This window comes from Histophilus somni 2336, from assembly GCF_000019405.1.
GTDB classification, from domain to species: domain Bacteria; phylum Pseudomonadota; class Gammaproteobacteria; order Enterobacterales; family Pasteurellaceae; genus Histophilus; species Histophilus somni.
In genome coordinates, this window is sequence record NC_010519.1 from 1,919,338 (window position 1) to 1,939,936 (window position 20,599).

Annotated in this window: 23 protein-coding genes; 7 read left to right on the plus strand and 16 right to left on the minus strand. The window is 36.4% G+C overall.

Annotated elements, in window-relative coordinates; all coding sequences use genetic code 11:
• Positions 1-190 precede the first annotated feature (190 nt).
• Entirely contained in the window at positions 191-1,819 is a 1,629-nt protein-coding gene (gene pyrG, locus HSM_RS08585) for a glutamine hydrolyzing CTP synthase (protein WP_011608709.1), read from the plus strand.
• Between the two features lie 47 nt (positions 1,820-1,866).
• On the opposite strand, the gene HSM_RS08590 is transcribed toward pyrG, so the two are convergent.
• Both HSM_RS08590 and HSM_RS08595 read right to left on the minus strand, forming a co-directional pair.
• Positions 1,867-2,742, minus strand: coding sequence for an SGNH hydrolase domain-containing protein (locus tag HSM_RS08590; protein WP_012340796.1), 876 nt, complete (start codon positions 2,740-2,742; stop codon positions 1,867-1,869).
• Positions 2,743-2,878: 136 nt separating this feature from the next.
• Entirely contained in the window at positions 2,879-4,015 is a 1,137-nt protein-coding gene (locus HSM_RS08595) for an RNA-guided endonuclease InsQ/TnpB family protein (protein ID WP_012340754.1), read from the minus strand.
• A gap of 46 nt (positions 4,016-4,061) precedes the next feature.
• On the opposite strand from HSM_RS08595, the gene tnpA reads away from it, so the two are divergent.
• Positions 4,062-4,478, plus strand: a complete 417-nt coding sequence (gene tnpA / locus HSM_RS08600; RefSeq protein WP_012340753.1) for an IS200/IS605 family transposase — start codon at positions 4,062-4,064, stop codon at positions 4,476-4,478.
• A gap of 143 nt (positions 4,479-4,621) precedes the next feature.
• On the opposite strand, the gene HSM_RS08605 is transcribed toward tnpA, so the two are convergent.
• The 5 genes from HSM_RS08605 to HSM_RS08625 all read right to left on the minus strand — a co-directional run bounded on the left by HSM_RS08605 (position 4,622) and on the right by HSM_RS08625 (position 8,257).
• Positions 4,622-4,861, minus strand: coding sequence for a hypothetical protein (locus HSM_RS08605; protein ID WP_012340797.1), 240 nt, complete (start codon positions 4,859-4,861; stop codon positions 4,622-4,624).
• A complete protein-coding gene (locus tag HSM_RS08610) occupies positions 4,862-5,107 on the minus strand; it encodes a helix-turn-helix domain-containing protein (protein ID WP_011608680.1) in 246 nt (81 codons plus the stop codon).
• A gap of 9 nt (positions 5,108-5,116) precedes the next feature.
• Positions 5,117-5,338, minus strand: coding sequence for a helix-turn-helix transcriptional regulator (locus HSM_RS08615; protein ID WP_012340798.1), 222 nt, complete (start codon positions 5,336-5,338; stop codon positions 5,117-5,119).
• Positions 5,339-5,502: 164 nt separating this feature from the next.
• A complete protein-coding gene (locus HSM_RS08620; RefSeq protein WP_012340799.1) occupies positions 5,503-6,477 on the minus strand; it encodes a hypothetical protein in 975 nt (324 codons plus the stop codon).
• 532 nt (positions 6,478-7,009) lie between these two features.
• A complete protein-coding gene (locus HSM_RS08625; RefSeq protein WP_012340800.1) occupies positions 7,010-8,257 on the minus strand; it encodes a tyrosine-type recombinase/integrase in 1,248 nt (415 codons plus the stop codon).
• A gap of 748 nt (positions 8,258-9,005) precedes the next feature.
• Between HSM_RS08625 and HSM_RS08630 the strand changes: the two genes are divergently transcribed.
• A complete protein-coding gene (locus tag HSM_RS08630; RefSeq protein WP_012340801.1) occupies positions 9,006-9,584 on the plus strand; it encodes a PBECR4 domain-containing protein in 579 nt (192 codons plus the stop codon).
• 731 nt (positions 9,585-10,315) lie between these two features.
• Here the strand turns inward: HSM_RS08630 and HSM_RS08635 are convergent.
• On the minus strand, positions 10,316-10,753 hold the full coding sequence (locus HSM_RS08635; protein ID WP_012340802.1) for a DNA-binding protein: 438 nt from the start codon (positions 10,751-10,753) through the stop codon (positions 10,316-10,318).
• Positions 10,754-10,902: 149 nt separating this feature from the next.
• On the opposite strand from HSM_RS08635, the gene HSM_RS08640 reads away from it, so the two are divergent.
• On the plus strand, positions 10,903-11,802 hold the full coding sequence (locus HSM_RS08640; protein ID WP_012340803.1) for a tyrosine-type recombinase/integrase: 900 nt from the start codon (positions 10,903-10,905) through the stop codon (positions 11,800-11,802).
• Positions 11,803-12,200: 398 nt separating this feature from the next.
• On the plus strand, positions 12,201-13,175 hold the full coding sequence (locus HSM_RS08650; protein WP_012340804.1) for an IS30-like element ISApl1 family transposase: 975 nt from the start codon (positions 12,201-12,203) through the stop codon (positions 13,173-13,175).
• 72 nt (positions 13,176-13,247) lie between these two features.
• Here the strand turns inward: HSM_RS08650 and HSM_RS08655 are convergent, their stop codons facing one another.
• The 8 genes from HSM_RS08655 to HSM_RS08690 all read right to left on the minus strand — a co-directional run bounded on the left by HSM_RS08655 (position 13,248) and on the right by HSM_RS08690 (position 18,830).
• Positions 13,248-14,045: an N-6 DNA methylase gene (locus tag HSM_RS08655; protein ID WP_012340805.1), complete on the minus strand. Its 798-nt coding sequence runs from the start codon at positions 14,043-14,045 to the stop codon at positions 13,248-13,250.
• Positions 14,046-14,117: 72 nt separating this feature from the next.
• Positions 14,118-14,864: a DUF1281 family ferredoxin-like fold protein gene (locus HSM_RS08660; RefSeq protein ID WP_012340806.1), complete on the minus strand. Its 747-nt coding sequence runs from the start codon at positions 14,862-14,864 to the stop codon at positions 14,118-14,120.
• Positions 14,865-15,003: 139 nt separating this feature from the next.
• Entirely contained in the window at positions 15,004-15,978 is a 975-nt protein-coding gene (locus HSM_RS08665; RefSeq protein ID WP_012340807.1) for an ArdC family protein, read from the minus strand.
• 244 nt (positions 15,979-16,222) lie between these two features.
• Entirely contained in the window at positions 16,223-16,630 is a 408-nt protein-coding gene (locus HSM_RS08670; protein ID WP_012340808.1) for a hypothetical protein, read from the minus strand.
• A gap of 115 nt (positions 16,631-16,745) precedes the next feature.
• The gene (locus tag HSM_RS08675; RefSeq protein WP_012340809.1) at positions 16,746-17,588 is read right to left on the minus strand and encodes a hypothetical protein; all 843 of its coding nucleotides are present in this window, start codon (positions 17,586-17,588) and stop codon (positions 16,746-16,748) included.
• Between the two features lie 77 nt (positions 17,589-17,665).
• The gene (locus tag HSM_RS08680) at positions 17,666-18,061 is read right to left on the minus strand and encodes a hypothetical protein (RefSeq protein WP_012340810.1); all 396 of its coding nucleotides are present in this window, start codon (positions 18,059-18,061) and stop codon (positions 17,666-17,668) included.
• Between the two features lie 98 nt (positions 18,062-18,159).
• Complete coding sequence (locus HSM_RS08685; RefSeq protein WP_012340811.1) at positions 18,160-18,405, minus strand: hypothetical protein; 246 nt, start codon at positions 18,403-18,405, stop codon at positions 18,160-18,162.
• Between the two features lie 71 nt (positions 18,406-18,476).
• Positions 18,477-18,830 carry a hypothetical protein gene (locus HSM_RS08690; RefSeq protein ID WP_012340812.1) on the minus strand — a complete coding sequence of 118 codons (354 nt, stop codon included), beginning with the start codon at positions 18,828-18,830 and terminating at the stop codon, positions 18,477-18,479.
• Between the two features lie 373 nt (positions 18,831-19,203).
• Between HSM_RS08690 and HSM_RS08695 the strand changes: the two genes are divergently transcribed.
• Complete coding sequence (locus HSM_RS08695) at positions 19,204-19,647, plus strand: TIGR03757 family integrating conjugative element protein (protein WP_012340813.1); 444 nt, start codon at positions 19,204-19,206, stop codon at positions 19,645-19,647.
• Positions 19,644-20,585: a TIGR03756 family integrating conjugative element protein gene (locus tag HSM_RS08700; RefSeq protein ID WP_012340815.1), complete on the plus strand. Its 942-nt coding sequence runs from the start codon at positions 19,644-19,646 to the stop codon at positions 20,583-20,585. Before HSM_RS08695 ends, HSM_RS08700 begins: the two co-directional genes overlap by 4 nt.
• The last annotated feature ends 14 nt before the right edge of the window (positions 20,586-20,599 follow it).

Sequence of the window (20,599 nt, forward strand, 5' to 3'; positions counted from 1 at the left end):
CCCGCTTTTTTTTGCTTTTTGGTTAAGTGAAGAATAAAAACTCAAATAGAATAATCGCTATTTTGTCTTAATAGCATTGAGTTAGATCCCCCTTTAATGTAAACTATTGTCCCGTCTTTATGGGAAGTTGTTTGTTGTCAAAGCAAATTCTCCAACACTTATTTTCATATCAAAAACACATAGGTTTAATATGGCTACCAATTATATTTTTGTAACCGGCGGCGTTGTATCTTCTTTGGGAAAAGGAATTGCAGCGGCATCTTTAGCTGCGATTTTAGAAGCTCGTGGCTTAAATGTAACTATTATGAAACTCGATCCTTATATTAATGTAGATCCGGGGACAATGAGTCCGACACAACATGGTGAAGTTTTTGTGACTCAAGATGGTGCTGAAACAGATCTTGATTTAGGGCATTATGAGCGTTTTATTCGTACTAAAATGACGAAACGTAATAACTTTACGGCAGGAAAAATTTATTCAGAAGTTTTGCGGAAAGAACGTCGTGGTGATTATTTGGGGGCAACTATTCAAGTTATTCCGCATATTACTAATGAAATTAAATCTCGTGTCATTGATGGTGCGGCGGGATATGATGTTGCCATTGTTGAAGTGGGTGGAACTGTTGGTGACATTGAATCGTTGCCATTTTTAGAGGCATTACGCCAGTTAGCCGTCCAAGTTGGGCGTGAACGGACTATTTTTATGCATCTAACTTTGGTACCTTATATTCCAACTGCCGGAGAGGTAAAAACCAAACCGACACAACACTCCGTTAAAGAGTTACTCTCAATTGGTATTCAGCCTGATGTATTAATTTGTCGTTCAGATCGTATGATTCCACCCAATGAGCGTGCGAAAATTGCCCTTTTCTGCAATGTACCGGAAAGAGCGGTTATTTCTTTAAAAGATGTATCATCTATTTATCAAATTCCGGCTTTATTAAAATCACAAGGTTTAGATGATTTCATTTGCCAACGTTTCCGTCTTGATTGTCAAGAAGCGGATTTATCTGAATGGGAAAAAGTGCTTTATCAAGAAGCAAATCCGACAGGTGAAGTCACTATTGGTATGGTTGGTAAATATACAGAATTACCTGATGCTTATAAATCTGTTAATGAAGCCTTGAAACATGCGGGATTGACTAATCGTTTAACAGTCAATATTAAATACATTGATTCGCAAGATGTCGAAACGAAAGGCATAGATATTTTAAAAGATTTGGATGGTATTTTAATTCCTGGTGGCTTTGGCTATCGTGGTGTAGAGGGCAAAATCTTAACAGCACAATATGCTCGTGAAAACAACGTACCTTATTTAGGAATCTGTTTAGGTATGCAAGTGGCGTTTATTGAATATGCACGTCATGTTGCCGGACTAAAAGGTGCAAATTCTTCCGAATTTGACCGCACTTGTGAATATCCAGTCATTGCGTTAATTACTGAATGGCAAGATGCAGAAGGTAATGTGGAAGTGCGTTCTGATGAAAGCGATTTAGGTGGGACAATGCGGTTAGGTGCACAGCAATGTCATTTAGTCGCAGGAAGTTTAGCACATCAATTATACGGTTCGGATATTATTGAGGAGCGTCATCGTCATCGTTATGAAGTGAACAATGTTATTCGTCCGCAAGTTGAGAAAGCAGGACTGAAAGTAACAGGCTTAAGTGCGGATAAAAAATTGGTAGAAATTATCGAAGTACCAAATCATCCTTGGTTTGTTGCTTGTCAATTTCATCCGGAGTTTACTTCAACACCTCGTGATGGACATCCGCTATTTGCAGGCTTTGTAAAAGCCGCAAGCGAAAACCGGAAAAAATAAACGTGCAGAAAATAAAAATAGCTTGGGAAATCCAAGCTATTTTTTTCTTATTGATATAGTTCCGACACAAGTTGAGGAGAGAGCAATCTTTCTTTTTCATGGAATAGGGTTCCCATGTAGTAAGACCCGAACGGAGTAAAATGATCTTGATCGCCATAAATAGATTTATTTCCTACATAAACTGTATCACCTAAATATTTTGCCGCATCAACCCATGTAACATTCGGAATGTTTTTAATTAATTGGAAGATTTCATTGTTGCTTACGGTATTGTCCGCCAATTTTTGGATCGGATTTAAATATTTATCTAAGTCATATTTTGCTAAGAATGCATTTCTAAGAGCGGAACGATTTAACGAGATATTATTCGCAAACACATAGACTTTTTTTATTTTTGCCAGATGTTTAACCATCGCTTGAAATTTTTGATCAAAATCAGCAATTACAAAGGAATTAGGATTGAATCTCGGTACAGGTGTACCGCCTCTTTTTAACTCATAAAACATGGAAATAAAAATGACAGGATAAGATTCAATTTTTTGCCAATATTGTGCACAATCTTTATCCTCAAATGAGAGGCAATCACGAATGTTTAAAATATCCGAACGCCACCCTTCTTTTGAACCGACATAATTTAAAAAATCTTCTAGATGCCCTGCATGCGAATCACCTATGGTTAAAATTTTACTTGGAATATTGAGAGGCAATACTTCTTGTTCCGCTTTCTGAGCTTGTAAAGCAGAAGTTTTATGCTTTATATGAGAACGTACACTTAAATTGTAGCCGATGACAACTAATGATGGGATTAAATATAATAGGAAAAAAGACTGTTTAAAGGTTAATTTAGATTTTCTAATAGGTTGTTCCAATAAATAATAACTTAATGCCGAACAAATAAAAGTGAGTACGATGATTGTTGACATCCTCCCCCGCCTAAAGGCAGGGGATTCCTACTAGCTCCCACAGCAAGCTGTGGGCTACTCTCGGTGGGTTTCTACTGCTGATCTCTATTGAGATTCACTTCATAGACGCTTCGGGTATGTCCTACCCTGATATTTATTATGCTTGGACTATTGCTTGCCCACGTGTGAGAACATTCATTGCTCCCACTACATCGGCATTTTCTGTATAGCCACATTCTACACATTTAAAATGAGCTTGAGTTTCACGGTTTTCTTTTGCAATATGCCCACAACAAGGGCAAGTTCGACTAGTATTCTGTGCTGGAACAGCAACTAAAAATCCGCCAAGCCATTGCGTTTTATAGCCCAGTTGTCGTCTGAACTCAAACCAAGACTGATCTAATATCGCACGGTTTAAACCTGATTTCTGTTTCACGTTTTTACCGTGTTCTTCCGCTGTGCCTTTTGCCGATTTGGACATATTCGCAACTTGCAAATCTTCAACATAGATCATTGCGTGGTTTTTGCTGATTTGGGTTGAGATTTTATGCAAAAAATCTTTTCGGCAGTTGGCGATTTTATGATGCAACCGGCTGATTTTTTCTTTCAGTTTTTGCCAGTTTTTACTGAACTTCACTTTATTTTTAAGCTGTTTTTGCAGTTTGGCTAACTTACCTTTGTAGGTTTTAAACGCATTTATCGGCTCAAAAAATTCGCCATTGGAAAGGGTTGCAAAGCGTGCAATGCCCATATCAATGCCGATTTCTCCGCCTTTATGCATCGGGATTTCGTGTTCAAATTCCGTTTGAATGCTCACAAAAAAGCGACCGCACTTTTGGCTGACGGTCACATTTTTCACTTCGCCCACAATTTCACGACTATTACGATAGCGAACCCAACCGATTTTCGGCAGATACAAGCGGTCGTTTTGTGGCTGAATTTTGCAGCCTTGCGGAAAACGAAAGCTCTCTTTTATGCCTTTTTTCTTGAATGTTGGGAAACTTGAATGTTTCTGAAAGAAATTTTTGAACGCACTTTCAAGGTCTTTTAACGACTGTTGCAACACTTGAGAATGGCATTCTTTGAGCCAAATTAGCTCTTTTTTCCATTGCGGAAGTAGAGATGTTAATTTTGAATAGCTGAATTTTTGATTATTGTCTTGTTCATATTGCTCGTTCTGCCAAGCTAACGCTCGATTAAACACAAAACGGGAACAACCGCAAAACTGCTTGATTTTACGGATTTGTTCACCATTCGGTCTAATTTCAAACTTAAAGGCTTTACGGAGTAACATTGCACAAATTAGAATACAAAGATTGTTATTATTCTACACTTGGTCTATGAAAAAAGAAACAGAGATTAGACGTGGTCGCCACGTTGTTTTTAACTTACACGTTCATTTAGTTTTCGTGACTAAATATCGCAGAGAAGTTTTTACTAAATTTATTCTTGATGACTTAAAAGCGATTTTTGAATCCGTCTGTTCGGATTTTGAAGCAAAATTAGTAGAATTTGATGGCGAAGACGATCACGTTCATTTACTTGTTGAATATCCACCGAAAGTAGCTATATCAAATCTTGTGAACAGTTTAAAAGGCGTTTCAAGCAGAATGATTAGAAAGAAAAACTATCCGAGTATTCGCAAAAAATTATGGGGAAATCAGCTTTGGTCTCCGTCTTATTTTGCAAGTAGTTGCGGTGGTGCACCTATATCTATTATTCGCCAATACATTGAGCAACAACAAACACCTGATTAGTTAGGTTTGAAACGGCTACGCCGTTTGTGCCTTATATCCCCGACCTAAAGGACGGGGCTTTACGGCACTGTCTGGTAAAAAATTGTCCGCACTTTGTAAAGTGATCTAAATCACATTTTTTTAAAATCATTGAAATAATCCTGTTATTTGATTAATTTTGGTCTGTAGTGATTGCTGTTAGGCTCTTTCTCGTACTCATAAACGGCAATGGGGCTTTTGTGAATTGTGATAGATTGATATTTATCAAAATCTAATCCTATCTTACGCAATCCTTTGAATATTTGCCCTTTGTGCGTAAACTCCGAAATATTTTCATTGTTGCCGTCTATGGTTTTGCCTGTTACCACATAAAAAGCCTTTATTCTGCGTTTTGGTTTTTGCATTTAATCAGGCTCGCTAATTAATTGATAAAGTGCAATTCCGCCATGTGGTTGCCCTGTATGGTCTATGCTATTAATTCTTGTGGTTTCGATTTGATAGCCTTTCTCACGTAACTCTTTAATTCTCTGTGCGGGCGAGGCAATCCCCATCTGCCTAAAATCAAAAGTACTTGAGCTACGCTCTCTCAATACCTTTAAAATAGTTCTGCACTGTGTCGCTTTTGAATTGTCTTTTAGAACTCCTACCATGCTTCCCCCTTAACTTGCGATATAGCTTTCAATATCAGCTAACCGCCAACGAGTAGAACGCCCGCACTTCTTCGCCTTTGGAAACTCGCCCTTATTCATTAGCTTGTAAATTGTGGTAGTAGAAAAGCCTGTAATTGCTTTCACATCTTCAATATTAATTAGTTTCTTTTGGTAAGGTTGAACAGATTGAGCTTGTTCAATAGTTTGGATAGTTTCGCTTTGTGTTGTCATAATTTCCCCTTTAGGTTTGGTGTTGTTTGTATGTGGGGAATTGTGTTGGAAAATAACTTTTATTTCATCTTATTGATTTTTAAATTAAAAACTCGTTTTCAAATAAGGCTTAATTGAAAAGAAAATCCCCTTATTTGAAAACTAAAAGGGCTTAATTAAAAAGATTATTTTTGTTTAGAGGGGAATTTAGAGGGGAATATAGACAATCCATTTATTCTTAAATTGTCATCTATTAAATTGTCTAAGGTTGGATATTTTATATCGCTAGTTCTAATTCCATGCTCTTTCATATCCGCATTTATTGCGTCAAATAATGCGTTTCTGCTTTGATAGTCTTGATAGTTTTTTAACACTAGTAGGGAAAAAAGATCGCGTTGCGGTTGGCTAATTCGTCCTTGCTTTGGTTGGGTTAAAACATCATCAGATTTAACCGCACTTTCTGCCCTTTTAGCTTGTTCTAGCTGTTTTTCAAGCTCGGCTATTTGTTCATCTTTCGCTTGAATGGTTGAATTTGCTTGTTCAAGTTCGGCAATGTGGGCATGTAGTTCGGCTATTTGTTGCAACATCACTAATCTTTCAGCTAAGCCCACGGGGCTTTTATTTATATCTGTATTTCTTACAAATTCTTCAGTTCTTGTAAGTGCCATTCCTACCGCTAGTTTTATCTCATTTTGATATTTATTATTTAAAGCCTCTTTATCAAGAGTGCTTATTCCTAAGATATTTTCTATCTGTTTTCGGTCAATGAAAATATTATTTTGGTAATCTGTCAAATAATCTTTTGCGGTGCAAGTGTCATCAAAAATTAGTGCTTGTTTATCAGTTTTAATCTCTTCTAAAGCAGAAAAAAATTCACTACCGCAAATACTCTGAGGTTTGTTACTAATATCTTCTGTTATAATGTATGTTTTTATTCCATGCTCTGACTCCCAATATTCAAATGCTTCATCCCCCCACAATTGATCATCTGTTTTTCTAATATCGTGCGGTTCAAGTTTTATCAATAATAGGGTTGCAATCTCACTATAAAATGCTTGAGGATTGTGTTTCTTTATAAATTCTAGAAGTTCAGAAATGGAAATAAAATCTTGCTCTCTCTGCTTTCTTATTGCTATAAGCTCGCTTGTAACATCAAACATCTTAAACGCCCCTATTCGTTACCCTATCTAGTGAGGGTGCAACAAGGAATAGATAGGGCTATTCCCTTTCGGCTCGGTTAATTACTCCTAGCCTAGTTGCACCAATTTGAAAATTCATGCTTGGTTGTTATATATAAAACAATCCTTTCTTCTTGTCTATTTGTATTTCTTCGGTTGTGTTTCTATTTTACTGTTTATTTTTACAGTCATCAACTAAACTAAACAATCGTAATAAATGCGTCATAAATCATTTACCGTTACAAAACTAGGACAATTCAAAACTTAAAATAGGACAAAACGACTTCTAAATAGGACAAAATAACCTCTAAATAGGACAAAATAACCTCTAAATAGGACAGATTTTATTATTAATATTTTATAAGTTATTGTTTTTATTATATATATTATTTTTACGTCCTATTTGTCCTATTACTTTTTCTATCGCGTATAAAAAAAGCATTTTTAAGGTAATAATAGACAATAAAAAGCCTTGCTAGATAACAAGGCTATTATTCATTGAATTGATTTTAGATTATTCAGAAAGTGTTAATAATATTCCGCACTTTTCGCAATAATCCCCCCATGCTTGATATGCTTGCTTTCTTTCCTCTAGGTAATCATATCTATCATATATAGCCTGTATTTTCCCTTTCCCTGTTGAATTGTGTGCTATTGCCAACTCTCCAACGACAACAGAAAAGCCAATCTGACTAAGATAGGATCTAAATACTACCCTCAACCCATGTGCGTCTTGTTTATCTCTATAGCCGTTATCCCTTAATGCATTGCTTACAGTATCTAGTCCTATGGTTTTATTTCTGTTTCTCACTCTAGGGAATAAATAAGGGCTTGAGCCGTTAAATTGCCTAATTGTGCCTATAAGTTTAATCATTTGTGAGGATAAAGGAATTATATGATCTTTGGGCTGTTCTCTTAGCTTTCTAGTTTGTTTCATGTTCTCCGAGGGGATAATAAGCAACTTATTACCATCATCAACAAAAGCCCATTCAATGCGTGTTAGCTCTTTCTGTCTCAACCCTGTGAGCAAAGTCAAGTTAAATGCAAAGAGTGTATTAAACTCTAGCTTACCCTCATTGAAAGCGGTGTTTATTGCCTTTAATAGCTCCGGTAGCTCTGCAGGTGTAATAGCTGGGTGATTTTTTGCCAGTGGTGCTATAAAATCATCTTTTGCTAAATTGCAATTATGCCCCTCTATAATGCCTAGCTTAATGCCATAATCTAGAGTAGCTTTTACAAGTCTATGTAATTTATCAAGAGTATTGCTAGCCCCTATTTCTCTGTAAACGTCTATTAATAATCTAGGTGTTATTTCTGAAAGTGGTATTTCTGCGAGCTTGGGGAATATATGCCTTTCTAACCTTTGCCAATTCCTCGCTCTAGTGTCTTCATTGGGTGCTTTTGTTGGGTATATTTCAGCATACCATTTAGCACAAACATATTTAAAAGTGTTTCGTTCTAATGCCTGTGTGTTTTGTTTTTGGTCTCTGTGTGTTTTAGGATCGATATTTTGAGCGAGCAGGGCTAAATACTCGTCTCTTATCTTTCTTGCTTGTAGTAGTGATATTTCAGGATATTTGCCAATGCTGATTTCTGTCCGCTTTTTAGTATAAGGCTTGTAATAGTTAAAACGCCATATCTTTGAACCGCTAATCTCTACAGATAAAAAAAGCCCGTTGCCGTCTCTTAATGGATAAGCTTTTTTTTTAATCTTCGCTTTTTCTATTTCTGTATTTGAAAGAGGTTTGATTAATCTTGCCATAAGTTTAGTAGTATAAAAAAGAAAAAAATAAAGTGCTTTGCACCCTTTAAAATCAAGGCTCTAGCGATTTTTAGTAGTATAATTTTTTAGATAAAAATGTATTTTATGATTTTATACTACCATTTATACTACTAAAATTCATTGCTTTAAACATATAAATACGAATAAACACAAAAGAATAAAAACAATAAAAGGACGTTAAAGCCAGTATTTACAAGGGTTTATTTAATGAATTTGAAAGAGTGGGAAAGAATGGAAAATTGAAGTTGGTGCCAGTGGTCGGACTCGAACCGACACGCTTTTAAGGGCGGCGGATTTTGAATCAAGTGCGTAGAACTGTTCAAATAATATTCGCAAATACACACTTACTACGATGTATCCAGCCAATACATCCACTAGGATTTTCTGTCCGAATTCCAGACGATCCTGATCTTACACATTCTTTCAAGTTTGTAAAGCCTGATAATGATTTTATAGTATATTTTTTACAGGTTAGATTACAAATATAATATATACTAGCTTGACTTTAGGAGATAATCATTATAATCTGATTGTCAAGGTGGCGTTACCTTAATAACGCAATGAGTTGTTGGCTCATCGTCAATCTGATATTAATCTAGGATGTAAAGGCCTAGCGGTGGCAGGCACCAGAAAACTCTGATACTAATCTAGGATGTAAAGGCCTAGCGGTGGCAGACACCAGAATAAACCAACATTTAGGCCCACTTAATTGTGGGCTTAATACTTTATGAAAGAAGCAAATATGACTAATAAATTTACTGGATACAAAAAACTAAGCATTAATGACTTGAAAAAATTTGAGTATAATTTAGAGCATATAAGAAATGCCGCAATCTTTTTCAAAGATCATTTTCTTAGTAAAGAAATGATATATAGTACTGAAAAAGAAAGTACATCCGTTATCTTTCAAAGAAGCAATTTTATGCACTTGTGCGGAATATATTATGAACCCGGTGCGAGTGAATTTTTTAATCTTGCCTTATTAAAACAAATAGACCTAAATAAGGTTTATATAAAAAATGATGGCACAACATTCCAAAAGTTGTCTGTTTTAAGTTCTATAGATTTTTTAATTAATCCAGAGATAACTTTGTCATCAGGTGCAATTTATTTAAACCTTTCTTTTGATAAAGCTCTTAGAACTAAAACCAGAGTCTTTGCTCTCACATTGATAAATGACAATCACTTATTTATTCCACAATCTTTACTGAATCTTAGGACCATGAATGATTTCCCTAAGGGTAACAAAATTATTGGTATAAAATCAGTTCATTTAGAAGATAAAACAGAAATCATCTACTTATAGAAAAAAGAATAAGAGAAATTATATTCTCCCATTTTTATTTTATCAGAGTAAATTCACAATCTTGGGCATTTGCATTATCAAGGCAATACTCAAAGGAGCTCAATCTTTGATAAATCATCAACGGAGAAGTCAATTAAGGCACTTGCAAGAACATTTAAGGATAGTGATCATACTTATGGGAAGCTCAGGAACTTCTCAGAAGCTCCGCTGTTTCTTGACTCAAAGTCATCAAGATTAATTTATTAGCTGATTTGGTTTCCTATGCCATATTTAGGCATTATGAACATAATGATAGCTCATTTTACGATCTTATAAAGAATAACTTTGATCATCATAATGGACGTATTCACGGTTTATATTTACGAAATACAGAGGATATAATCCCATAAGTATGAAGTATAGAAGGGCGATATCCTCTCTAATAATAAACTCTCTCAACATTTCTATGTCATACTCAATATATCAGAGCTTAATACTAATATCATTATGCATTGACAATTTCTGAATGACATAGATATTTTCCGGTTTCTTCATTAATTGAGTAACAGCGGTATATCAAAATCTATATAGTACCTAAGAAAGGCTTACTTGCTTAGAAATATATTAAAAAATATCTTTTAGCTTATTTTGAAGCATATCTTACTATCTTATGAATACATAGGGGAAAATATTCTAAATTTATTCTAGCGATATACAGAGCTTTATCATTAATAGTATTAAGGGATTTACATCTAATTTTTAGATGCTCTAGATAGTCTTTCTACCATATGAAGAATTGTCGTTTTATCTTGTTCTGAGCTATTTCTATAATAGCTTAATAAAATTTCTTCTTCTTTAGTAATGCTTAATCTTTCTCTAATTCTCAATACCCCACTATTGAGCAAAACATTTTTTATATCAGAAAGTATTTGATTTAGAAATTTTTCATTTTCTTTTTGAATATCATCTATCAATTCCTGTTTCAATGCCAAAGTTTCCTTAGTTACTCCTAAACTAGTTTGTACAGATTCTGGCATATCATACACGTAGTATTCAAAAACATTACCTTTCACTCCAGAGACACGCCGTCTACGCCATTTATCTTTTTTAGCATATAAGATTATACCTTGTGGTGTTGAAGGGAGCCCTCCTACATCTAAAAGCTCTTTAAGAGTATACCATTCTTTCATATTACCTCATTGACTTTATTTTAAATTTAAGTTAAATTTAACTTAAATTGAATTAACTTTAACTTAAAAGATCAAGGCTAATTCAAGGAGATCTAGTCTACATTAAATTGAGTGCTATTTGAAGATCGCTTATCTAAATGAGGTTTTGTATGAGTTTTGAACAATTATTGCATTTATTTTTCTTAGAACGGAATCATAGACCTGCCACTATACGTTCTTATCAAAATGTAATAGCGCAGATTGTTAAATTTTATCCAGATAAAGAACCTGAACAAATATCTAAGCTTGACTTATTAGAATGGAGAAAGTATTGCCTCAATAAAATGAGCCCAATTACTTGGAATAGTTATATCAGACATCTTAAAGCTATTTTTAATTATGCTATAGATAATGAGCTATTTGAGTACCCTAAAAATTTATTTAAAGGCCTTATGGTAAGACCTGATAAGCCAAAGAAAAAACTACTAACAGAAAGGCAAATCCATTTTTTAGAAATCTCTTTGGAAAATGAGGAGAAATTACCTCATTATTTACAACCTGCTTATTTTACTAAAGCTTTAATCTACACTTTAAAATATACAGCTATCAGACAATCCCAGCTATTACAGCTAAAAATTTCTGATATCGATATGACAAGCAAAATTATAAATATAAGAGCTGAAACCAATAAGAATCATGAACACCATGAAATTCCAATTTCAGATAAATTATATCCATACCTAAAAAGATTGATATTAGAATCAAGAGCTAGAAGCACTAGTTCAGATGAGCAGTTATTTAACATTAATCGCTTTTCATTAGTTACTACATCAAGAAATAAGAAAATGACAGAAGGACAACTAGTTCATTTTTTTCGCCATATTTCTGAATTTATAGGATTTACAGTAACTTCACATCGATTCCGACATACAACTGCAACAGAAGTCCTAAAGCAATCAGGGGATATCTATGCAGTGAAGCAATTACTTGGACATAAAGATCTCACTGTAACTCTAACATATATTCACAATGATCCTGAAATGCTAAGAAAACATGTCAATTCGTTGTAGAAATGATGCTACATAGATAAAATAAGGGACTGACGTAGATTAGTAAGTATGCTAGTCTACGTCAGCCCCGATTTTTTAATTAATCCAGAGATAACTTTGTCATCGGGTGCAATTTATTTAAACCTTTCTTTTGATAAAGCTCTTAGAACTAAAACCAGAGTCTTTGCTCTCACATTGATAAATGACGATCACTTATTTATTCCACAATCTTTACTGAATCTTAGGACCATGAATAATTTTCCTAAGGGTGACAAAATTATTGGTATAAAATCAGTTCATTTAGAAGATAAAACAGAAATTATTTATTTATAGGCTGAATTTACAATCCAAGTGCAACAAAAAAAGAAGTACTCATCAACTAGAATATAATTTTGTTTCCACACAAAAACCACTTCCAAATGATGAGTACTTCCTACCGACATCTTACAATAAACGAGCGAGAAAAGATAATGATTTTACTCGCACAGGGCAAAAAACAAGCAGAAATTGCCAAAGCACTGGGACGTAGCTCCAGCACCATTTCTCGCGAGCTGAAACGACACGCTCTAGAAAGCTACAGTGCAACGAACGCACAAAACAGCTATTTGAAGCATCGTCAAAATAGCAAAGCACAGCGCAAATTAGAGCAGCCTGAATATTTCAATTTGGTGCAAGAAAAGTTTCTGACAGAAAACTGGTCGCCCGAACAAATCAGCGCACGATTAAAATTGGAAAAATCTGAATTATCCATTAGTTATTCAACCATTTATCGTGGTATTTATTCAGGGTTGTTTGATATAGGCGAACGCAAAGCCAGTCGCAAACTGCGCCACAAAGGCAAAACACGGCATACAAAAAATCATCATGAAAAACGTGGCAAAATTCAGATATCCAACCATTTGAACGACCGTCCCATTTCGGCGCAAAATCGCAGTCGCTTTGGACATTGGGAAGCCGATACCGTACTGGGTAAAGCGGGTGGAGCTTGTTTGCTGACGCTGACGGAACGCAAAAGTCGTTTTGAGTTGGTGAAGAAAATTCCTGCCAAAAAAGCCGAAGCAGTCCAAAAAGACATGATTGAATTGCTGGATTCACATATATTGCGGTCAATTACGCCAGACCGTGGTAAAGAATTTGCCCAACATCGTTTGGTAACAGAAGCACTGGGTGTAGAATTTTACTTCCCCGAGCCGCATCAACCGTGGACACGGGGAACGAATGAAAATACAAATGGGTTACTTCGTGAATACTTTCCGAAGCACCAAGACATCAATCAGTGGAGCGAAGTTGATATTCAACAGGTGGTCAATAAACTGAATTTACGACCGCGTAAATGTTTGGGTTGGAAAACACCTTATGAAGTTTACTTCAAAAAAACGTTGCACTTGGTTTGACAATTCAAGTGAAAATTCAGTTGCTGATATAAAATAATTTAGCCACCTTATTTCTAAGGCGGCTATTATTTGTTAGTAAAATATTAGCTCATTATCATCAATTTCATCTAAAATTGAGATTTGAGATAAATCTTCCACTATCACTGATTTTTCTATATTGTTACCACAGCCTTTCTCAGTAGTGCTATTTACAAGTGGTGCAATTTGTTGCTCCAGTTTATGAGACCAATTTCCCATCAAATGAGCCAGCGTATACATTTGAATTTTTGTTTCATTCAATAGCGTATCACCAACTACAATACAAGCAGGAATATGTAATAACGATAGCTGGATATAACACATCATGGCAGCTGTAAAATCAACATCTTGACAATGAACCCAAAGTTGTTGTTGGGGATTGTATTTCGCATCAAACATCGCATTAACACAACCAATCACCATTACACCCGAACCACAAGTTGGTTCTGATAAAGTAACAAATCCCTGTTGTGAGATGATTCTATCACAGTCCTGTAGTGTAACTTTCGCCATTAGATCTGCGATGTGAGATGGTGTAAAGTATTGCCCTCTATAACCATCACCAAGATTGAGATTCATAAATACTGAGCCTAAGAAATCATAGCGTTTTTGTGTTAAAGCATTCACCGTAACAGCTAACAATTCTGCTAATTGAGTAAACTCAGAATCTGAATATCGTGCCTTAGCATGAGCAAAGCGTTCTCGCAAATTAGGTTCTGCTTGATCTCGATACGTTACTAGGTACATATCAAGTGCAGAGAGTGTAATAAAATCATAAAACACTTCTGAACGTCGATAATGTGGTGCGATACGTTGAAATAAGCTGATAAATTGCTTTTCAAAGTTTTCCATTAGACTACTCCTTAAAGTTTACGGAGTAATCCCCCTAGGGAATTACCCCTAGGGTGGAAAAATTAATTAAGGCTATTCAAGTTTCTCTTCGAACTCATCTTCAAATTCTTCATTAAAGACTTCCTCAGCAAAACTGCGAATACCCCTATCATCTATGTAAATATTGCAGTATGAGCCATCAAGATTTGCGATATATTTGCCCGCAAACCACATTCCCGGCTCAAAAAATGAAAGTATAAACTCAATGTCAGGAAAGGCAGTACAAAGTGCTTGGAACCAACCATCAGGTGGTCCCCATGGCGTATCAAATAGGCAATTAATAGATCCATTATCATTAAAGCTAACTTGACAGCTATCTGAACATACATTCCATTTACAGCCCCACTGTTCATTTGACCAGTCATACCAATCTTTGTAACCATGTTGAGCTAGGTTAGACAGATATTGCTGGCCTAATGCGAGGTTTAGCCATAATATACTTTGTTGTTCAGGACGTTTTATCAACCAGTTGATAAAATGACCTACATCCCAGCGATGATGCTTTGCCTTAGCATATATCCGATCAATTTCGGACCCATAGATATACTTTTTGAGTAGAGGGCGTGTTAAACGTCTATTTGGTGAAATTTTTAGAAATTCCATTGCTCTATCACCAAGACTACTTGATTCAATGCAGATTGATTCTGGCATTGGAACGAGTAATTCAAAGTCTAAACACCATTTATCACTTTCAGTTTTTCTGAAAAGCTTAGGAATAATTTGTTTAGCTTGGATACAATCGCAAAAAATTTGTAGTTTATTTTCACACCAGTTTGGCATAATGTACTCCTAAATAAAGTAGGGGTACACTTGCCTTGAGGCAATGTACCCCAAGGGTTAAAAGATAATCGATACATAATTCCTAAAGGATTATGTATTACTATGAAAGATTGTGTTGAAAGTACCTTTCAGCAAAGAGTTAAGCTGCTTCTTCAAAGACCTCGTTTTTATCAGCCAGCTGTGAGATATTTAATGCATCTAACATATATTGACAAGCTTCACGAGCTTTACCAGAAGCCCGGACAATAGCCCGTTTATCTTCTTTTATAACTCTTATCCAACTTTCAATATATGCCGCATTTTGAGGTACCGTATCAAATCCAAGGTAGGCACACAAAAATGCTCCCCCCATTTCGGCAACCAACTCCTCAAAAGCATAGACTTTGTTTCCAAATTTTGCTTTTCCGGAGGTAATACCCTCACGATCGAGCCTTTTAGCAGCACCAGTTGCATGAGTCATTTCGTGCAATAACACACTATGAAACGCTTGAGCATTTTCAAACTGTTTTATTTCCGGCATTACAACTAAATCTGCACTGGGTTGATAATATGCCCGATTACTCGGTTTCATTTCCACGTGTAAATCCATTCCTTTGATAATCTGCCGAATATCAGCAAAAATCTCGTATTGGTTTGGATCCGATGTAGGCTGTTTAGGTTCTGATATAGGATCGTACAGTTCCTCGGGTAAATTTTCACACTGGTCTAGATTGAACAGATTGTGCTTCTTAATGAAAAAGTGTTGTTCAATTTCTGGATTACCTTCCTCGTCATACACAATATTTCCCTCCTCATCAAGTTTTTCTCTCTTATCAGGACGGTAGTTCATTACAACAGTAGCTTTTTCACCTTTACGGATATATCCGCCGAGCTCGTTAGCTTTTTTTGCTGTAATCCACTTACTCTGTTTGTAACCGTATTCTGCGGTAGCAATCCAGAGTAATAGTGTGTTGATACCAGAATACAATCGGTTAGAGACCGCATTACGAGGTAATGCCATATTACATTCTGGATGACTCCACGGTTTTAACCATGGTGCAGTCCCCTGTTCCAGTGCTGCAACAATTCGGTCTGTGATATGTTGGTATAAATCAAATTTAGTTTGAGTGTTCATTAGTGTTTCTCCAAAGTTCAGGTAGAAAATGGGGAAACACTATTACCCTTATCGGGCACTAGTTTCCCCGATGGGTGGTTTAAAATCTCAACAGAGATAGTTTTTCTAGGTTCATCAAAACCAGTAGAACTGCCTATAATGCAGTAACTACAGATAATTTGTTAATCAGTATTGATTCAAGTTAAACATAATCCTCATATCGAAAATTACTTTGGTAATACAAAGTTACATTATTTCAGATCCATTAAAGTAAACGTTGAAAGCTATTAGCAGCAATAAAGTGATAACTTTTTTCCGCAGCTTCTGTTTCCGTAATCATTCCCTGCTCCAGCAAAACATGGGTGATTCCATTGAAAAACTGATGTAATAGAAATGAAATAAAACCTGTTGTTTCAACTTTTACTGGGCGACAATGAAACTGCATATCCTGCCAAAGTTTAATATCATCTTTTAACTGTTGAGAGCTCACAATTTCATATACAACAGCAGAAATATTAACTAAATTACCGTTGTTATTCAGCCAAATTGTATAACGATTCCAATCTCCTTTTCTCATTGGCTCTATACAAATGTGAAATAGGTATTGGTAGGCTTTATTATTTAAATTGCGGTTATCCCAGATGTATTTGAGTAAATCTAAATCGTGTTTCATAATGTTTCTCCAAAAGAAAAAAGTGGAGAAACATCTTACCTATAGGGAAAATATTTCCCCACAGGGTAAAAAACAATCTCGATAAGCGGTCAAATTGAAATAAAAAACCTACAAATCAGGCATGCAAGTAGGCAAAACGTGCGGCATTACTACGAGCAGAAGCTATAGCATTACTAATAAGCTCTTGTCGATAACCACTCAATGAATGGTCTGTCGGCGAATAGCTTACGCCTGTAATTTCATCGCTACCTAGTTGAATGCCACTTTCCTTATCAGTAACGGTTGCTACAAAATCAGCATAGCAAAGTTTCCCTTGTAGGATTTCCTCTATCATTGCCTCAAAATCGCAGACATCACCACATAGCCAATCAACAGACTCTGAATAAAATTCAGAGGATTTACGTTTAAGTTCTATCAGATAGTTTTCCGTGTTAAATTTGAAAATAGTTTCCGTCTGATACGGTGAGGCCTCAATAATCTGATAGCCATTCGATTCTAAGGCACAGGAAGTATCTTTAATATACTGACCTAAATCTTGAATAAATCCATCCCACAGGGCTTTGTATTTTTCCACTTTTGATGTAGGGAAATACCACTCTTTTCGGGCATCACGATCATAGAAAAATGCCAAATCATCTGCTGTTCTAACAGAAAGCTCCATCGTATTACAATGCGAATAGCGGTACCCAAAACTATTTCGTATGATTTCAAAATCCACGCCATAGTGAGGCTCCCAAGATTCAATGTGATTCAGCAGATTAGAAAACATTTTTTGTGTGCGTTTCTGAGGATTTAGCTTGTTGAAAAGATTAATTAACGTCTCCGTATTAAGCCTACCGTAGAATGCTACGCCATCGCCTTGACAATGAGAAAGTGAATACTCAATGTTTAAGCAATTAGGAAAACCAGCTTTAACAAGAGCGTGTTTAAAATAAGTGTTTAAGACTGAGCCAGACATTGCGCTTCTCCTAAAATTAGAGGGAAACACATTACCCTTTTCCGGAAATTGTGTTTCCCGAAAGGGTGAAAGATTGATTACCACTTATCGAAGTTAATCGCTCTGAATTTATAAACGGATATAGGTTGATCATAGAGTTCTGTTTCCGAAATCCAATTGTGTTCAACCAAGATTTCTCTGACAAGATACATAAATGTACTCATCAAATGACGACTATGACTAAACCCGTTTCCACCAACATAAGCAAACCCTCTCAGGGTTTTGCGAATTCCTGCTTTAACAACAAGGTAAGTAATATCAACCTCGCCATAAGACGGGCAGACATCAAAGCGAGAAAAAACAGAAAATGCTTTGCCAAACTTGGTCTCACGCTCTAATTTCACACTGAATAGATCATGTGCATGGCGTAAATTCCAAAGTACACTGTATAAGTGCAAATCTGTTTCGGTATATTGAATTTTTTTACGAGCCATAATGTTTCTCCTAAAAAATAAAAGGGAAACATTACTTCCCTCTGGGGATAATGCCTCCCCTTGTGAGGTATAAGAATAGGATGTGAATATGAAGTTGCCTATGCTCGACTAACAATTAGCTTGCCGTTCTGCTCGGACACACTCAGAAAGCGAAAATTAAGTCCTTGCCGAGACGGCATTTGTTGCATAAATCGCACGCTTTTGATGTCCTTATCTCGATTTTGCCACGCTTCTAAAGCTCTATGACTAATTTCTTGCTGTAAGGCTTGATGCTCTGATGTCCATTCATTAAGTTTAGTTGGTAAAACATCTCCAATACAGGAAAGTCTAATATGAACTAACATACATTTCTCCAGAATAAGGGGAAATGCATTCCCCTTAAGGGAAACAACATTTCCCCGATGGGTGAGTTAAATTAGATTAAAGAGAGCTGAGTACCAAAAACGGCAGCCATACCACATACAAAGGCAATAATGGCAGCCAACAAAGTCCAGAAAAACATCTTACGCTTAATGCGGGAAATTTCCTGTTCATATTCGGCTGCTTGTTCGTCTAAGCACATTTGCAGTTCTAAGGCTCGCATTTCATCTTCTTCAGCAATCCGTTGATTGATGCCTTTGGTGACTTCAACATACTTGCTTTTGGCTTTATGTTTCGCTGAAACAAAAATATTACCTAGCTTGTTGCCAAGTTTCCAAAAAAGAGAAGGTTTTACGGTTTTGGATGATTCAAACGGGATAACATCCCATCCTGCGGTTTGTTGACTCATAGCGAGTTCTCCTAAAAGTTAAGTGAATAAAATTCCTCAGGAGATCGCAATTCCAAGGGAATTGAAATATCCCTCGGAAGGTAGGTGTGTAGGTAGCATTCCTGCAAATTTGCAGAGTTCCCTTTCAGAATGCTGGGAGACATTTTGGGTAAATAACTCAACTACCTCTAAGGATAGCCGCCGCTTTTCAAGAGTTATGCGACTTTTAAGGGCTGTATCTACAGCGTCTTAATGCTTAATATCATACGAATTCCTCCAATAAAATCAACCGTTTTTTTGTTCAAAAAATATCTCTTTTTTGAAAAGAGTTTTTCCTATCCTCAACATAAAAATCTCGCTAATTTTCTGCTTATTTGTTCGGGAGGAGAGCGTGATGAAAGTAAGTAGATTTCTGGGATATTGCAGTATAGTAACAGGTGTGTTTTCGCCCCTTGCACAAGCACAACCCAATATCATCGTCTATACCACAAAGATGTACCCTATTCAAAATTCACAACTTGCTTCCCAGATTTATTATCTTGACCAAGTAGAGAATTTTGAAGAGTCAATCAGTCGAAACCTCAGTAAATCACCAGAGATTGCCGAACAAGAAATGCGTGCATTCTTTAATTCAGCAGATTGGAAAGCCCAAGAGCAACAATTAAAAGACGCTTATCAAGGCGTGATCAGTGGATGGCAAAATGGCATTAAGAAAGTACCTGCGGTGTTTTTTGATAATCCACAATCTTCTCCGAGTGTGATTTATGGTACGACTGACGTACAGAAAGCATTAGATGAATGGCATAAATGGGTTAAACAACAAGGTGAATCAAAATGAAAAAAACGTTTCTTACGATACTGATCTCTGCCAGTTTAGCTGTCCCAACAACCTTATATCCTCAACCAGCCAGAGCCTCATTGAATACCGCTTCCATTGCTGCATCAAGTGCCTCAACAAGCTGTTTGGAATATAAAGTTGTTGGAACCTGTTTTTGGTTATTTTGTACCTACTTTGGATGTAAGGTTCGCACATCAACCAAAATTAAGCATTATTTACCTGAAATGGTTGTTTCATCTTATAACCACGATGGGCAAACGCCATGGACAGAATTACAAGCTCTCAATCCTGGTGTAAAAGGTGGAGAATACCGTTCTCCACAACGCCAATACTCTCAACTCACTTTCAAAAATGCGGATGCGTTTGGACACCCACAAGGAGCTATCGGTCAATTATTAGGAAATACGGGGTACTATTGTAAAACTCAAACTACGCCATTTATGCCTTACTTTTTGAGTGGGCTGGATTTTTTTGCCTGGCGTGAAAATATGCCGGAAATGTTTTACCCGGAAGCTCTGACTCCGGGAATGCGGGAAGTTGGCCGTGTAGGCGATAGCTGGGGAAATATTTACCCACGTTCCGGTTGGGTAACCCAAGCACACGATTATAAAGCCTCTGCGACCATTGTGCAGAGAGTGGCAGACATTGTGAGCCGAACAGCTCAGCCACACATTTATTTCCCAGCAGCCAAAACAGGTGGTGCAGGAGAATGGCCTCCAGGACCGGTCGAAGAGGGACAAGCAAGAACACATAAATGGCAAATACTTTACCCTCAAATGTCAAATACCTGCTCTGTTTTTCCTAATGGAGGGCAAACAGATACCTATTCTTCTCAAATTTCAAATCAAGGTGATTATGCTTGGGCATTATGGCGACCTTATAGTTGTTGCAAACGCCGTGGGCAAACATTCCTTTACAGTATTGATTGGTCACACTAATAACATTGGGAGCA

What these genes read in the sequence shown, in the direction of transcription:
- HSM_RS08675 (WP_012340809.1), bottom strand. Translation starts at nt 17,588, where the DNA reads ATGTCTGGCTCAGTCTTAAACACTTATTTTAAACACGCTCTTGTTAAA.
- HSM_RS08635 (WP_012340802.1), bottom strand. Translation starts at nt 10,753, where the DNA reads ATGAAAGAATGGTATACTCTTAAAGAGCTTTTAGATGTAGGAGGGCTC.
- HSM_RS08665 (WP_012340807.1), bottom strand. Translation starts at nt 15,978, where the DNA reads ATGAACACTCAAACTAAATTTGATTTATACCAACATATCACAGACCGA.
- HSM_RS08605 (WP_012340797.1), bottom strand. Translation starts at nt 4,861, where the DNA reads ATGCAAAAACCAAAACGCAGAATAAAGGCTTTTTATGTGGTAACAGGC.
- HSM_RS08700 (WP_012340815.1), top strand. Translation starts at nt 19,644, where the DNA reads ATGAAAAAAACGTTTCTTACGATACTGATCTCTGCCAGTTTAGCTGTC.
- HSM_RS08655 (WP_012340805.1), bottom strand. Translation starts at nt 14,045, where the DNA reads ATGGAAAACTTTGAAAAGCAATTTATCAGCTTATTTCAACGTATCGCA.
- HSM_RS08615 (WP_012340798.1), bottom strand. Translation starts at nt 5,338, where the DNA reads ATGACAACACAAAGCGAAACTATCCAAACTATTGAACAAGCTCAATCT.
- HSM_RS08595 (WP_012340754.1), bottom strand. Translation starts at nt 4,015, where the DNA reads ATGTTACTCCGTAAAGCCTTTAAGTTTGAAATTAGACCGAATGGTGAA.
- HSM_RS08685 (WP_012340811.1), bottom strand. Translation starts at nt 18,405, where the DNA reads ATGTTAGTTCATATTAGACTTTCCTGTATTGGAGATGTTTTACCAACT.
- HSM_RS08640 (WP_012340803.1), top strand. Translation starts at nt 10,903, where the DNA reads ATGAGTTTTGAACAATTATTGCATTTATTTTTCTTAGAACGGAATCAT.
- HSM_RS08590 (WP_012340796.1), bottom strand. Translation starts at nt 2,742, where the DNA reads ATGTCAACAATCATCGTACTCACTTTTATTTGTTCGGCATTAAGTTAT.
- pyrG (WP_011608709.1), top strand. Translation starts at nt 191, where the DNA reads ATGGCTACCAATTATATTTTTGTAACCGGCGGCGTTGTATCTTCTTTG.
- HSM_RS08610 (WP_011608680.1), bottom strand. Translation starts at nt 5,107, where the DNA reads ATGGTAGGAGTTCTAAAAGACAATTCAAAAGCGACACAGTGCAGAACT.
- tnpA (WP_012340753.1), top strand. Translation starts at nt 4,062, where the DNA reads ATGAAAAAAGAAACAGAGATTAGACGTGGTCGCCACGTTGTTTTTAAC.
- HSM_RS08660 (WP_012340806.1), bottom strand. Translation starts at nt 14,864, where the DNA reads ATGCCAAACTGGTGTGAAAATAAACTACAAATTTTTTGCGATTGTATC.
- HSM_RS08690 (WP_012340812.1), bottom strand. Translation starts at nt 18,830, where the DNA reads ATGAGTCAACAAACCGCAGGATGGGATGTTATCCCGTTTGAATCATCC.
- HSM_RS08695 (WP_012340813.1), top strand. Translation starts at nt 19,204, where the DNA reads ATGAAAGTAAGTAGATTTCTGGGATATTGCAGTATAGTAACAGGTGTG.
- HSM_RS08670 (WP_012340808.1), bottom strand. Translation starts at nt 16,630, where the DNA reads ATGAAACACGATTTAGATTTACTCAAATACATCTGGGATAACCGCAAT.
- HSM_RS08630 (WP_012340801.1), top strand. Translation starts at nt 9,006, where the DNA reads ATGAAAGAAGCAAATATGACTAATAAATTTACTGGATACAAAAAACTA.
- HSM_RS08620 (WP_012340799.1), bottom strand. Translation starts at nt 6,477, where the DNA reads ATGTTTGATGTTACAAGCGAGCTTATAGCAATAAGAAAGCAGAGAGAG.
- HSM_RS08625 (WP_012340800.1), bottom strand. Translation starts at nt 8,257, where the DNA reads ATGGCAAGATTAATCAAACCTCTTTCAAATACAGAAATAGAAAAAGCG.
- HSM_RS08650 (WP_012340804.1), top strand. Translation starts at nt 12,201, where the DNA reads ATGATGAGTACTTCCTACCGACATCTTACAATAAACGAGCGAGAAAAG.
- HSM_RS08680 (WP_012340810.1), bottom strand. Translation starts at nt 18,061, where the DNA reads ATGGCTCGTAAAAAAATTCAATATACCGAAACAGATTTGCACTTATAC.